This window comes from Mesorhizobium sp. CNPSo 4684 (genome assembly GCF_057784315.1).
In genome coordinates this window covers 28,888-40,943 of sequence record NZ_JBWLUX010000032.1, presented here as the reverse complement: position 1 = coordinate 40,943, position 12,056 = coordinate 28,888, and the positions used below count along the sequence as shown (strand labels likewise).

At 63.7% G+C, this 12,056-nt stretch carries 12 protein-coding genes and 1 tRNA gene; 9 read left to right on the top strand and 4 right to left on the bottom strand.

What is annotated here, in order from left to right; genetic code table 11:
• Positions 1 to 8 precede the first annotated feature (8 nt).
• Both AC04SG_RS25815 and AC04SG_RS25810 read right to left on the bottom strand, forming a co-directional pair.
• Positions 9 to 1,331: a tyrosine-type recombinase/integrase gene (locus tag AC04SG_RS25815; protein WP_488553340.1), complete on the bottom strand. Its 1,323-nt coding sequence runs from the start codon at positions 1,329 to 1,331 to the stop codon at positions 9 to 11.
• Positions 1,332 to 1,444: 113 nt separating this feature from the next.
• A tRNA-Ser gene (locus AC04SG_RS25810) sits at positions 1,445 to 1,534 on the bottom strand.
• Positions 1,535 to 1,893: 359 nt separating this feature from the next.
• On the opposite strand from AC04SG_RS25810, the gene AC04SG_RS25805 reads away from it, so the two are divergent.
• The 3 genes from AC04SG_RS25805 (at position 1,894) to AC04SG_RS25795 (ending at position 4,295) form a co-directional block, all read left to right on the top strand.
• Positions 1,894 to 2,631 (top strand): hypothetical protein, encoded by a 738-nt coding sequence (locus AC04SG_RS25805; protein WP_488553339.1) that lies wholly within the window; start codon positions 1,894 to 1,896, stop codon positions 2,629 to 2,631.
• Positions 2,632 to 2,748: 117 nt separating this feature from the next.
• Positions 2,749 to 3,072 carry a hypothetical protein gene (locus AC04SG_RS25800; RefSeq protein ID WP_488553338.1) on the top strand — a complete coding sequence of 108 codons (324 nt, stop codon included), beginning with the start codon at positions 2,749 to 2,751 and terminating at the stop codon, positions 3,070 to 3,072.
• Positions 3,073 to 3,305: 233 nt separating this feature from the next.
• Complete coding sequence (locus tag AC04SG_RS25795) at positions 3,306 to 4,295, top strand: BMP family lipoprotein (protein ID WP_488553337.1); 990 nt, start codon at positions 3,306 to 3,308, stop codon at positions 4,293 to 4,295.
• A gap of 320 nt (positions 4,296 to 4,615) precedes the next feature.
• Here AC04SG_RS25795 and AC04SG_RS25790 read toward each other — a convergent pair whose 3' ends face one another.
• Both AC04SG_RS25790 and AC04SG_RS25785 read right to left on the bottom strand, forming a co-directional pair.
• Complete coding sequence (locus AC04SG_RS25790) at positions 4,616 to 5,035, bottom strand: hypothetical protein (RefSeq protein ID WP_203278625.1); 420 nt, start codon at positions 5,033 to 5,035, stop codon at positions 4,616 to 4,618.
• A 13-nt stretch (positions 5,036 to 5,048) separates the two neighbouring features.
• Positions 5,049 to 5,258: a SlyX family protein gene (locus tag AC04SG_RS25785; protein WP_142866097.1), complete on the bottom strand. Its 210-nt coding sequence runs from the start codon at positions 5,256 to 5,258 to the stop codon at positions 5,049 to 5,051.
• Between the two features lie 212 nt (positions 5,259 to 5,470).
• Here AC04SG_RS25785 and AC04SG_RS25780 point away from each other — a divergent pair, with 212 nt between their 5' ends.
• From AC04SG_RS25780 to deoA, 6 genes are all read left to right on the top strand, one after another.
• Entirely contained in the window at positions 5,471 to 7,003 is a 1,533-nt protein-coding gene (locus AC04SG_RS25780) for an ABC transporter ATP-binding protein (protein ID WP_352559571.1), read from the top strand.
• Positions 7,000 to 8,139, top strand: coding sequence for an ABC transporter permease (locus tag AC04SG_RS25775; RefSeq protein WP_488553336.1), 1,140 nt, complete (start codon positions 7,000 to 7,002; stop codon positions 8,137 to 8,139). Before AC04SG_RS25780 ends, AC04SG_RS25775 begins: the two co-directional genes overlap by 4 nt.
• Before the next feature lies 1 nt (position 8,140).
• A complete protein-coding gene (locus AC04SG_RS25770; RefSeq protein ID WP_488553335.1) occupies positions 8,141 to 9,112 on the top strand; it encodes an ABC transporter permease in 972 nt (323 codons plus the stop codon).
• Between the two features lie 114 nt (positions 9,113 to 9,226).
• Positions 9,227 to 9,619, top strand: coding sequence for a cytidine deaminase (gene cdd, locus AC04SG_RS25765; RefSeq protein WP_352559568.1), 393 nt, complete (start codon positions 9,227 to 9,229; stop codon positions 9,617 to 9,619).
• Positions 9,620 to 9,631: 12 nt separating this feature from the next.
• A complete protein-coding gene (locus AC04SG_RS25760; RefSeq protein WP_488553334.1) occupies positions 9,632 to 10,453 on the top strand; it encodes a purine-nucleoside phosphorylase in 822 nt (273 codons plus the stop codon).
• Complete coding sequence (gene deoA / locus AC04SG_RS25755) at positions 10,453 to 11,772, top strand: thymidine phosphorylase (protein ID WP_488553333.1); 1,320 nt, start codon at positions 10,453 to 10,455, stop codon at positions 11,770 to 11,772. Before AC04SG_RS25760 ends, deoA begins: the two co-directional genes overlap by 1 nt.
• Positions 11,773 to 12,056: the final 284 nt, after the last annotated feature.

Below are 12,056 nucleotides of genomic sequence, written 5' to 3'. Positions count from 1 at the left end.
GCGAGTGATCAAAGATGTGCCGGCGGTATGAAAGCGATCTTCAACAGCCATTCGCGCTTGTGTTCAAGCGTCGGGCCGGCGCCGTATTTCGGGCGAATCCACTTGTGACCCATTAGTTCAGCGATAATCTTCTCAGGCGCCTCCACGGCCGTCAGCCGATCCTCGAATGTGTGGCGCAAGCTGTAGAGGCTATGATTATCGGTCGGCAGCAGGCCATTGGCATCTAGCGTCTTGTTCACGATCGCCGAAAGGGACGCCGCCTTGTCGCGGTATCGAGGGAAACCTTTGGGGTGGAGCTTCATCACCGCCAGCGCGCAGCCGACCAGCGGCATATCGCGGGCGGATTGCTCCGTCTTTAGTCGGCGGCCGATCGCGCGGATTTTTACATGTGGCACGTCGTGCTCGAGGAGGATCTGGTCAGGGAGCAGATTCGCCGCCTCCGACAGGCGCAGGCCTGTGTCGGCGATCAGCAGCACTAGGTGGCGCGCTTCGTCATTGAGCGGTTTCAGGGCGCCTTCTGCGAGAATCTTGTCTTTCACAAATTTGGTGTCGAACGCCGCTCTTTGGGCCGCCACCTCGCCAGACAAACGCAACTGCTTGAACACTGGCGGCAGCTTCAGCTGGTGTGCCATGTCAATGTCGGTCAGCATCTTGGAGATATGGCCGATGTCCTTGTTAGCAGTGCCGATGTCGAGGCCTTCGACACTTACGCGCCGCTGCCAGTACATACGGAATTGAATGCCGTGGTCGCGATTGAGGCTCATGATGTCTATATCGCCGACGACTTCGATTAGATTGGCCAGCGCCCGCTTCTTTGGGTTGCGCCACTTCTTGATCTGGTTCGGCGACATAGAAAGCAGGTTCTGGCTTTCGAGCTCCTCGAACATCTCGACAAGTTGCGAAAGCCGCTTTGTCGGCCGCTGCTCGCCACCAAGGACAGCCGCGACGTCAAGCTCACTATCAATGGCGTTGCGGTCGAGCAGCAGGCGGATACGGCTGACAATATCGTCGGTCGGACCCGCGGCAAGCTCGGCATTGGTGTTATAGACTAAACCCAGCGACCGGGCGCGCAGCTGAGCCGCCTCGAAGCGCAAGCGCGCCTCGCCAGACTGGCCGTCACGGACTCCTCGCCAGTAGGCCTCGAGCTCGATGTTGAGCCGCGAGACGACTTCCTTTGCGCGAATGCCGCGGGGATCATCTACGATCGGGATATCGGTGCTGATGCGGACCAGAACGCGCCGATCGAGCGCGGCGAATTCCTTCGGAACACGGCGGATGAGGTACCAGGTGCCGTCGCGCTTATGCGGCTTTGGCGGACCTTTCCGCGCCATTCAATCGCCCCCGTGTTACACAGTTTGTTACACGAGATAAGGCACATGTTGCGCGTTCAAGGTCAATAGGAGGATGGAAATGCCGGTAATGGTGGGTTTTTTGAGGGGTAAGTTGGCGGAGAGAGCGGGATTCGAACCCGCGTTACGGTCTCCCGTAAACACACTTTCCAGGCGTGCGCCTTCAACCACTCGGCCACCTCTCCGTCCTTGCATTCGCGTCGGCCGGTTTTGCCGAGCGGGTTGGGGAGATGCATCCCTTTGGGAGTGCGGGGGAGACCCGCGCTGCGGGCGCCGCCAACCAGCGGATGCCCTTCCCGGCGCCCGTCAATCAAACAGGCGCGGGGCTCATCTAGTCGATCCGGCGCCGAATGCCAAGCCATAACGGCAGTCTATTATCTTTGCCGGCCATGCATCGTTTCGCGGGATCGTCGGCGCCTACGTTCCAGAAGCGCTGGGCGCCGAATGGTGTGCACAGGCAACGCCGTGGGGACGGCCGCGCTTGACTTCGCCCCGGGCCAGTTGTCGAGTGAGGCAGAGGCTTTGCGGGGGGGCATTGTCCGACATGACATCGATTGGCGAAAATCCCGGCAGCGGAACGCCAGCCGGAGGCATCCCAGGCGGGTTGCCGCCCGGGCGTTCGGACCTGTCCTTCATACCGGTGGTCTGGCTGGCCTTCGTCATGGCGTGGTCGGCCTATGGCCTGGTTTCGGCCTGGTGGCTGGTCGGTAATTCCGGCCTGCCGGACACGGTCTTCTATTTCGTCCTTGGCGCGCTGGCCTTCGATATCATCACCATCCTGTGGGGGCTCTATCTGCTCGGCCTCGCCTTCGGCCGTTCGGCGCACTTCCCGCGCCATTTCACCTTCTGGCAGATCGCCATCATCGTCTTTCTGCTGGCAAGGCAGGCCTATGTGCTGGCTGTGCCGGATTTCGTCTTTTCCGCCAGGAGCATGGCGATCACTGCCGCCGAAATCGGCATCGGCCTGTTCTGCATCTACCTGCTGCGCCGCGATGCCGGACCTGCGGCCGTCTATACCGCGCGGCAAGCGCAAGCGCCGTCAGTCTTCGCCTCGATCGTCGCCGCGCTGCTCGGCATCATTCTCGGCGCGGTCGGCGGCGCCGTCGCCGGCTTCGCGCTCGGTGCTGCCATCGCCGAAGTCACCGACATCAGCTGTTTCGAGGGCGGCTGCGGCTACTTCGCGGTGTTCATCGGCCTTGCCGGGCTGGTGGTCGGCGCCATCGGCGGCGGTATCCTCGGCGTCTGGCTCGTGCATCGGCGCAGCCGAAAGGCGACCATATAGGCGGACGGGGAGCTTCAAATTCGCGTAGGCCGATTGCGCGCCGGGCATACGCATTCTATTCCTCGTCTTGACCGGATGGTCCTCGGGAGGAGCTTGAGGACCGGAGGAAAGATCTCGATGTTGCGTTTTCTGTTTCGCCTCGCGGCCATGGTCGCCCTTTCGGTCGCCGTCATCATGGCGGTGCTTGACGCGACGCGCTCGGTGGCGGCCTCCGCGCTGGTCATGACACCGCTCAATTCGAGCTGGCTGGCGGTGTCGCCCGACACCCGCGCGGCCTTCGAGACCTTCGTGCGCGCCAACGCGAGCCCGATCGTATGGGATGCCGGCATCGCCTGGGTGCTTGCCCAGCCCGGCTTTGCCGTGTTCGCGGTCGCTGCCTTGCTGTTCCACGCAATCGGCTACCGGCGCCGGCGGCGAGGCGGAGAATTCGCCCCGGGCTGACGGGTTGTTCCGGCGGATCGGCGACGACAAAGCGGCAACCGTTCACGGTTGTTCACCGCCTTGGGCATGCTTTTCCAAAAGGTCAAAATTCCGCGTGAATTTTGTTTCGGGCCGTGCCAGATTGCCTGGAGCGGGAGGGGAGTACACTCCTGGCTGATGTCGCATGCCTGCCGGAGAACCGGGCAAGCGGGCGGCGCGTAACGGAAAAAAATAACCGACAGGGTGTGGATCACATGAAACGTATCGTTCTCGGCCTCCTGGCCGCAACCGCAATGGTTCTTCCGGCTTTCGCCGCGGATGTCCAGCCGGCCATCCTCTACGATCTCGGCGGCAAGTTCGACAAATCCTTCAACGAGGCTGCCTATCACGGCGCCGAAAAGTTCAAGACCGAGACCGGCATCGCCTATGTCGAGTTCGAAGTGTCCAACGCCTCGCAGCGCGAGCAGGCGCTGCGCCGCTTCGCCGAAGACGGCCGCAATCCGATCGTCATGGCCGGCTTTGCCTGGGAGGATGCGCTGAAGGTGGTCGCCAAGGAATATCCCGACCTCAACTTCGCCATCATCGACGACGCCGTCGATATGCCCAATGTCCGCTCGCTTGTCTTCAAGGAAAACGAAGGCTCCTATCTCGTCGGCATCATGGCGGCGATGGCCTCGAAGACGAAGAAGGTCTCCTTCATCGGCGGCATGGACATTCCGCTGATCCGCAAGTTCGAATGCGGCTATGTCGGCGGCGCCAAGTCTGCCGGTGCTACCGACGTCATCCAGAACATGACCGGTGACACGCCGGCGGCGTGGAACGATCCGGCCAAGGGCGGCGAGATCGCCAAGACGCAGATCGACCAGGGCTCCGACGTGGTCTATGCCGCGGCCGGCGGCACCGGCGTCGGCGTGCTGCAAGCGGCGGCGGATGCCGGCAAGCTCGGCATCGGCGTCGATTCCAACCAGAACGGCCTGCAGCCCGGCAAGGTGCTGACCTCGATGCTGAAGCGCGTCGACGTGGCCGTCTACACCGCCTTCATGGACGGCAAGAACGGCACCTTCAAAGGCGGCCTGCAAAATCTCGGCCTCAAGGAAGGCGGCGTCGACTACGCCATGGACGACAACAACAAGGCGCTGGTCACCGACGAGATGAAGGCGGCGGTCGAAAAGGCCAAGGCCGACATCATCGCCGGCAAGATCGAGGTGCATGACTACACCGCCGACAACGCCTGCCCGTATTGATAGGCAAGGACTAAGGTTTGGAACCGCCGGGTGAAAGCCCGGCGGTTTTGTTTTGGGGTCGTTGAAGATTGGCGAGGGTCTCGGCGACATCCGATCTCCCCCCTTGCGGGGGAGGCAGAGGGGGGTGCTGTCCCTCAGCCTATCAGCCAATTCACGGGTTCATTCCCGGCGGAAGCAATTCAGGCTGGTGATCCTGCATACCCCCCTCTGGCCTGCCGGCCATCTCCCCCGCAAAGGGGGAGATCGGCAGTACCAGCGTCGCGGGCTCGGGCGAAGCCCGAGACGGAGGGGGGTGCGTCTTATGCGACTTGCTCCGCCGTTCAAGGCAGAAGCGCACTTCCCGCCGACAACAAGCCCAAGAGATAACCCAGCGCAAACACCACGATCAGCGCGATGGCGATGACGGCGCCGCGCCGGCCGCCGAGCGAATGCACACCCACGCCATACGGGCGGCGCTCCAGCTTGCTGATCACCGGCGCCGGCTTAACCTCGTCGTGGCCGACCACCCGCATTTGCGGCATTTCGGCGATGCGTTGCGAGATCAGCCGCCAGCGGTCGCTGCCACCCGACGGCGGCCCCGTGCGGTCGAAGACATGCATGCGCTCGGCCAGCCGCATCACCGTGTCGCGGAAGGCGGGGTCGATCTCGAGGTCGCGCTCGGCGCGCTCCCGGTCGCGGTCGTTCATCAGGCCAAGCACATAGTCGCCGGCACGCGCAACGGGATCGCTCTCACTGGCCATCGGCTTCTCCTTGCTACCAGTGCGGTGGTTTGGTTATCGGCACATCCGGCGCCGACTGTTCCTCCAGCGCCATGAAGCGCTCGGTCAGGGCATCGAGCTTGCGCTGCATGCGCTCGATCACCTGCCACTGCTCGGCGATCTGGCCGGACAGTTCCTCGATGGTCTTTTCCTGCTCGGTGGTGCGGATTTCCAGCGTCGTCAGCCGGTCGGCAGGCATGATCATTCGAAATTCCCCAGGTCTCGGTGCACGCAGTTACAAAGTGATGCCCATTGAGCCTTGTATATTAGTGAATGTGAAGGTCTCCGGCCACGTTCGAAATTGACAATCGCACCGGGATTTGTCGAGAGTGGTCGCTGCGCCGCCAATTGGCACAGACGGGACATCATGCTAGGCGTTTTGACCAAGCGATAAAAAATAAGAATGGGACAGGCTGCATGGCGCAAGCCGCAATCGAACTGATCGGCATCAACAAGAGTTTTGGCGCCGTTCGTGCCAATCGCGATATCAATCTGGAGATCGCGCGCGGCACCATCCACGGCATTGTCGGCGAGAACGGCGCCGGCAAGTCGACGCTGATGTCGATCCTCTACGGCTTCTACCAGGCCGACAGCGGCGAAATCCGCGTCGGCGGCAAGCCGGCGTCGATCAAGACCTCCAATGACGCCATCGCGCTCGGCATCGGCATGGTGCACCAGCACTTCATGCTGGTCGACAATTTCACCGTGCTGGAAAACATCATCCTCGGCGCCGAAAGCGATGCGCTGTTGAAAAAGAGCATCGCCAAGGCGCGCTCCGAACTGGAGCGCCTCGAGCGCGAATACGGGCTGGAAGTCGATCCCGATGCCATCATCGAGGAACTGCCGGTCGGCCTGCAGCAGCGCGTCGAAATCCTCAAGGCGCTTTATCGAGGCGCCGAAATCCTGATCCTCGACGAGCCGACGGGCGTCTTGACGCCGGCCGAGGCCGACCACCTCTTTCGCATCCTCAAGCAATTGAAGGAACAGGGAAAGACAGTGGTGCTGATCACCCACAAGCTGCGCGAGATCATGGCCATCACCGACAACGTCTCGGTCATGCGCCAGGGCACGATGGTGGCGACGCGCGAAACAGCCAAGACGACGGTGGGCGAACTGGCCGAGCTGATGGTCGGACGGCGCGTGCTGCTGCGGGTGGAAAAGGGCGAGGCGGAAGCCGGCGCCGTCAAGCTCGCGGTCAAGAACCTGACGGTGAAGGATTCCCGTGGCGTCACCATGGTCGACGACATCTCCTTCGATATCCGCGCCGGCGAAATCGTCGGCATTGCCGGTGTCGCCGGCAACGGCCAGTCCGAACTGCTGGAGGCGATTTCCGGCATCAGGCGCGCCGTTTCCGGCTCGGTCATGCTCGACGGCAAGCCGATCGACCTGACCGGTGCCGCCGATCCGGGCGAGTTGCGCGACCGCGGGCTCGCCCATGTGCCGGAGGACCGCCATCATGTCGGATTGGTGCTGGCCTTCGAGGAGAACGAGAATTCGATCCTCGGCTATCATGACGACCCGCGCTATCTCAAAGGGCCGTTCCTCAACATCGATGCGATCATGGCCGACGCCAAGGACAAGATCGAGAAATACGACATTCGTCCCGGCAACCCACGCCTGAAGACGGCGAATTTCTCCGGCGGCAACCAGCAGAAGATCGTGCTGGCGCGGGAAATGGAACAAGACCCGGGTGTTCTCATCGTCGGCCAGCCGACGCGCGGGGTCGATGTCGGCGCCATCGAATTCATCCACAAGCGGCTGATCGCCATGCGCGACCAGGGCAAGGCAGTGCTGGTGGTGTCGGTGGAACTCGACGAGATCCGTTCGCTGTCCGACCGCATCCTGGTGATGTTTGCCGGCCGCATCGTCGGCGAACGCGGCCCGGAGGCGACCGAAGGCGAGCTTGGCCTCTTGATGGCGGGTGTCGAGCGCCAGGAGGCGGCAGAATGAGCACGCCTTATGCCAAATTGCCCGCCTGGGCCGATTATGGGCTGATCCCGCTGATCAATCTGTCGGTGGCCTTCATCGTTGCCGGTTTCGTCGTCATGCTGGTCGGCGAGAACCCGTTCCGCGCCGCTGTCATCCTGGTCGAAGGCGCCTTCGGCAAGGGAACCGGCATCGCCTTCACGCTGTTTTACGCCACCACCTTCATCTTCACCGGCCTGTCGGTGGCGGTGGCCGCGCATTGCGGCCTGTTCAACATCGGCACCGAGGGCCAGGCCTATATTGCCGGCCTCGGCGTGGGCGTGGTCTGCCTTGCCTTCGACAGTGTGTTGCCATGGTGGCTGACGTTTCCGCTGTCGATCGCCGCCGGGGCCGCCGTCGGCGCGCTGTGGGCGCTGATCCCGGCCTATCTGCAGGCCAAGCGCGGTTCGCACATCGTCATCACCACCATCATGTTCAATTTCATCGCCGCCTCGATCATGGTCTATCTCCTGGTCGGGCCGTTGAAGCCGGCTGCCTCGCAGGCGCCGCAGACCCGCAACTTCCTCGCCGGCGCAGAACTGCCGAAGCTCAACTGGATCATCGAACTGTTCGGCGCCAAGATCCGCTCGGCGCCGTTCAACATCTGCTTCCTGCTGGCGCTGGTGATGGCCTTCCTGGTCTGGCTGCTTATCTGGCGCACCAAGCTCGGTTACGAGATGCGCACCTATGGCCACAGCCCGAAGGCAGCGCGCTATGCCGGCATTTCGGAGACGCGCATCATCCTCATCGCGATGATGATCTCGGGCGCGCTGGCCGGCATGATGACGCTGAACCCGGTGATGGGCGACCAGCACAATGTGGCGATCGATTTCGTCTCCGGCGCCGGTTTCGTCGGCATCGCCGTGGCGCTGATGGGGCGGCTGCACCCGGTCGGGATCGTGCTGGCGGCGATCCTGTTCGGCATGCTCTATCAGGGTGGCGCCGAACTTGCCTTCGAGATGCCTGCAATTTCCCGCGACATGATCGTCATCATCCAGGGCCTGGTCATCCTGTTTGCCGGTGCGCTGGAGCACATGTTCCGGCCCTATGTCCAGGCGCTGTTCGCTTCGTTCAGTCCAAGGTCTGTGGGCATTGAAGCGGTCAAAGGGAAGGGCGCCTGAGATGGATGTGTTCATCGCCATCGTGCAGATCCTGGACTCGACCATCCGCCTGTCGGTGCCGCTGCTGCTCGCCTGCCTCGCCGGCCTCTATTCGGAACGCGCAGGCGTTTTCGACATCGGGCTGGAAGGCAAGATGCTGGTCGGCGCCTTCGCCGGTGCGGCCGCAGCTTCGGTCCTCCATTCGGCCTTCCTCGGTCTCGGCATGGCGATCGTGATGTCGGTCGCCTTCGCCCTGGTGCACGGCTTCGCGTCGATCACCCACCGCGGCAATCAGATCGTCTCCGGTGTGGCAATCAACTTCGTCGCCGCCGGGTCGACCATCATTCTGGGCCAGGCCTGGTTCCAGCAGGGCGGGCGAACGCCGGCGCTGCAGCCGGGCGAGCGCTTCGAGGCCATCACTCTGCCTGGCGCGGCCGCCATCCACGACGTGCCGATCATCGGACCGATCTATTCTGAGCTTCTGTCCGGGCACTCGATCCTGGTCTATCTCGCTTTCGCCATGGTGCCGTTCACCTGGTGGGTGCTGTTTCGTACCCGCTTCGGCCTCAGGCTGCGCGCGGTCGGCGAGAACCCGGCCGCCGTCGACACCGCCGGTATCTCGGTCGCCTGGCTGCGCTACCGGGCGCTGATCTGCACCGGTATCCTCACTGGCATTGCCGGCGCCTATCTGTCGATGGTGCAGAATGGCGGCTTCGTGAAGGATATGACCGCGGGCAAGGGCTATATCGCGCTGGCGGCGCTGATCTTTGCCAAATGGCGGCCGGTCAACGCCATGTTCGCCTGCCTTCTGTTCGGCTTCCTCGACGCGGCGGCGATCCGCCTGCAGGGCTCGCCGCTGCCGCTCATCGGCAAGGTGCCGGTGCAGTTCATGCAGGCGCTGCCCTATGTGCTGACCGTGATCCTGCTGGCCGGCTTCATCGGCAAGGCGATCCCGCCACGCGCCGGCGGCGTACCCTATGTCAAGGAACGTTGATCCGGGCAGGCTAGTCTCGGACCGCTGAGCCGAACACGCGGCTCGGTGCTTGTAAGGCGCGAGGAAAACGCAAAGCGCCGGGTTTTGACCATGATCGTCGGAGAGAACACCTGAATGTCGCATGATCTGTTCGAAGCCGCGCAAGAGGCCATGGCCAAGGCCTACGCGCCCTATTCGAAGTTTCCGGTGGGTGCGGCGTTGCGCACCGAGGACGGCCGTGTCTTCACCGGCGCCAACATCGAGGTGGCATCCTATCCGGAAGGCTGGTGCGCCGAGACCACCGCGCTCGGCCATTACATCATGGGCGGCGGCGGCAAGATCGTGGAGATCGCTGTCATTGCCTCGCGCATGGCGAAGTGCACGCCCTGCGGCGGCTGCCGGCAGAGGCTGGCGGAATTCTGCCGGCCAGACACGAAACTCTACCTCTGCGACAATGGCGGCGTGGTCGAGACCGTGACCATGGGCGACATGCTGCCCTACGGATTCCGCGGCGACATTTTGAAATGAAGATTGGCTGACATGAAAGAAGCTTTGGACCATCTCGTTGAACGACTGGACGGGTTGGCGCCGACCACCGCCATGGTGCTGGGGTCGGGCCTTGGCGGGCTTGTCGACCAGGTCGAAAATGCCGTGCGCGTTTCCTATGCCGACCTGCCGGGTTTCCCCCGCAGCGGCGTTACCGGCCATGCCGGCGAGGTGGTGGCGGGGCTGTTTGCCGGCACGCCGGTGCTGATGCTGTCGGGCCGCGCCCACTATTACGAGCACGGCGTTGCCGCGGCGATGCGGCCGGCGCTGGAGGTGCTCGCCGGCATCGGCATCACCAAGCTGATCCTGACCAACGCCGCCGGTTCGGTCGAACCCGATATGCCGCCGGGATCGGTGATGCTGATCACCGACCATATCAATTTCTCCGGTTCCAACCCGCTGATCGGCGAGCCGAGCGATCGCCGCTTCGTCGGCCTGACCGAGGCCTATGACGTCGGCCTGCGTGCGGCGATCGAACGCGCCGCCAAGGCCACCGGGACCCGGCTGCATCAAGGCGTCTATATGTGGTTTTCCGGCCCCTGCTTCGAGACGCCGGCCGAAATCCGCATGGCCCGTATCATGGGCGCCAATGCGGTGGGCATGTCGACCGTGCCGGAGGTCATCCTCGCCCGCTTCCTCGGCCTGCGCGTTGCCGCCTGTTCGGTGATCACCAACCTCGCCGCCGGGATGACCGGGGCGGAGCTGTCGCACCAGGAGACCAAGGACATGGCGCCGATCGGCGGCGCGCGGCTGGCGACGATCCTTACGCATGTGTTCCAGGACGGTCTGCCGGAGCCGAAGGGCGACGACGCCTGATGCTTCCGCAGGAAATCATCCGTCGCAAGCGCGACGGCCAGAAACTGTCGGCGCAGGAGATAGCGGCCTTCGTCGCCGGCGTGGCTTCGGGCAGCGTGTCGGACGGGCAGGTCGGCGCCTTTGCAATGGCAGTGTTCTTCAACGGCATGAGCCGCGACGAAGCGGTGGCGCTGACGCTGGCGATGCGCGATTCCGGCGACGTGCTCGACTGGTCGGACCTGCCGGGTCCGGTCACCGACAAGCATTCGACGGGTGGCGTCGGCGACAATGTCTCGCTGATGCTGGCGCCGATCGTTGCCGCCTGCGGCGCCTATGTGCCGATGATCTCCGGCCGCGGCCTCGGCCATACCGGCGGCACGCTGGACAAGATGGACGCCATTCCAGGCTATATCAGCCAGCCGGATGTTGCGCGTTTCCGCAAGACGGTGCTGGAGACCGGCTGCGCCATCATCGGCCAGACCGCAGATCTCGCGCCCGCCGATCGCCGCCTCTATGCAATCCGTGACGTCACCGGAACGGTGGAATCGGTGCCGCTGATCACCGCCTCGATCCTGTCGAAGAAGCTGGCGGCCGGCCTGCAGTCGCTGGTGCTCGACGTCAAGGTCGGCAATGGCGCCTTCATGGAGAAGTCGCGCGATGCGACCGCCCTGGCCAACAGCCTGGTCGAGGTCGCCAATGGCGCCGGCCTGAAGGCCTCGGCGCTGGTCACCGGCATGAACGAGCCGCTGGCGTCGGCGGCCGGCAATGCGGTCGAGGTGCGCAACGCCGTCGACTTCCTGACCGGGCGGTTCCGCGACAAGCGGCTGGAGGATGTGACGTTGGCGCTTGCCGCAGAGATGCTGCAGTCGACGGGACTGGTGTCATCCCAGCAAGATGGTCTCAGGCGCGCCGCCGAAACGCTGGCCGGTGGCCGCGCGGCGGCCATTTTCGCGCGCATGGTGGCGGCGCTTGGCGGTCCCGCCGATTTCGTCGAGAAGCCGGAGAAATACCTGTCCAAAGCGGCGGTGGAGTTTACGGTCAAGGCAACCGAAAACGGCTTTGTCACGGGGATTGCCACCCGCGACATCGGCCTTGCCGTGGTCGGGCTCGGCGGCGGGCGGACGCGGCCGGACGACAGGATCGATCATGCGGTCGGCATCACCAGGCTGCTGCCGATCGGCGCCGAGGTGCGATCCGGCGAGCCGCTGGCGCTGGTCCATGCCCGCACGAAAGCGGAGGCCGAAGCGGCCGCCGCAGCTGTGCTTTCGGCCTACACGATCGGGGCTTCCAAGCCGGCCGCCGACAAGACCGTCATTCGCCGGGTGCTGGCGCGCGGTTAAAGCGAGTCGGGTTGAAACGATCGTTAAAGGGTTAGTTCAACATCGTTGGTACGCGCCGCCCCTCATCCGCCTGCCGGCACCTTCTCCCCGTATAGTGACGGGGAGAAGGGAACTGTCCGCGACCCTGGCGGCTCTCTTGCACCGCTGGCGATTGGCGAAATCTTTAGGTGACGGCTTTTTTCTCCCCGTCACTATACGGGGAGAAATGTCCGGCAGGACAATGAGGGGCGGCGCTGCGTCTGATTGAACTGAACTCGGTTCGACGCGACGTGCATTTGTTACCC

Bases quoted from the DNA above. Each gene is read 5' to 3' on its own strand.
- AC04SG_RS25815 (WP_488553340.1), bottom strand. From the start codon at position 1,331: ATGGCGCGGAAAGGTCCGCCAAAGCCGCATAAGCGCGACGGCACCTGG.
- AC04SG_RS25805 (WP_488553339.1), top strand. From the start codon at position 1,894: ATGACATCGATTGGCGAAAATCCCGGCAGCGGAACGCCAGCCGGAGGC.
- AC04SG_RS25800 (WP_488553338.1), top strand. From the start codon at position 2,749: ATGTTGCGTTTTCTGTTTCGCCTCGCGGCCATGGTCGCCCTTTCGGTC.
- AC04SG_RS25795 (WP_488553337.1), top strand. From the start codon at position 3,306: ATGAAACGTATCGTTCTCGGCCTCCTGGCCGCAACCGCAATGGTTCTT.
- AC04SG_RS25790 (WP_203278625.1), bottom strand. From the start codon at position 5,035: ATGGCCAGTGAGAGCGATCCCGTTGCGCGTGCCGGCGACTATGTGCTT.
- AC04SG_RS25785 (WP_142866097.1), bottom strand. From the start codon at position 5,258: ATGATCATGCCTGCCGACCGGCTGACGACGCTGGAAATCCGCACCACC.
- AC04SG_RS25780 (WP_352559571.1), top strand. From the start codon at position 5,471: ATGGCGCAAGCCGCAATCGAACTGATCGGCATCAACAAGAGTTTTGGC.
- AC04SG_RS25775 (WP_488553336.1), top strand. From the start codon at position 7,000: ATGAGCACGCCTTATGCCAAATTGCCCGCCTGGGCCGATTATGGGCTG.
- AC04SG_RS25770 (WP_488553335.1), top strand. From the start codon at position 8,141: ATGGATGTGTTCATCGCCATCGTGCAGATCCTGGACTCGACCATCCGC.
- cdd (WP_352559568.1), top strand. From the start codon at position 9,227: ATGTCGCATGATCTGTTCGAAGCCGCGCAAGAGGCCATGGCCAAGGCC.
- AC04SG_RS25760 (WP_488553334.1), top strand. From the start codon at position 9,632: ATGAAAGAAGCTTTGGACCATCTCGTTGAACGACTGGACGGGTTGGCG.
- deoA (WP_488553333.1), top strand. From the start codon at position 10,453: ATGCTTCCGCAGGAAATCATCCGTCGCAAGCGCGACGGCCAGAAACTG.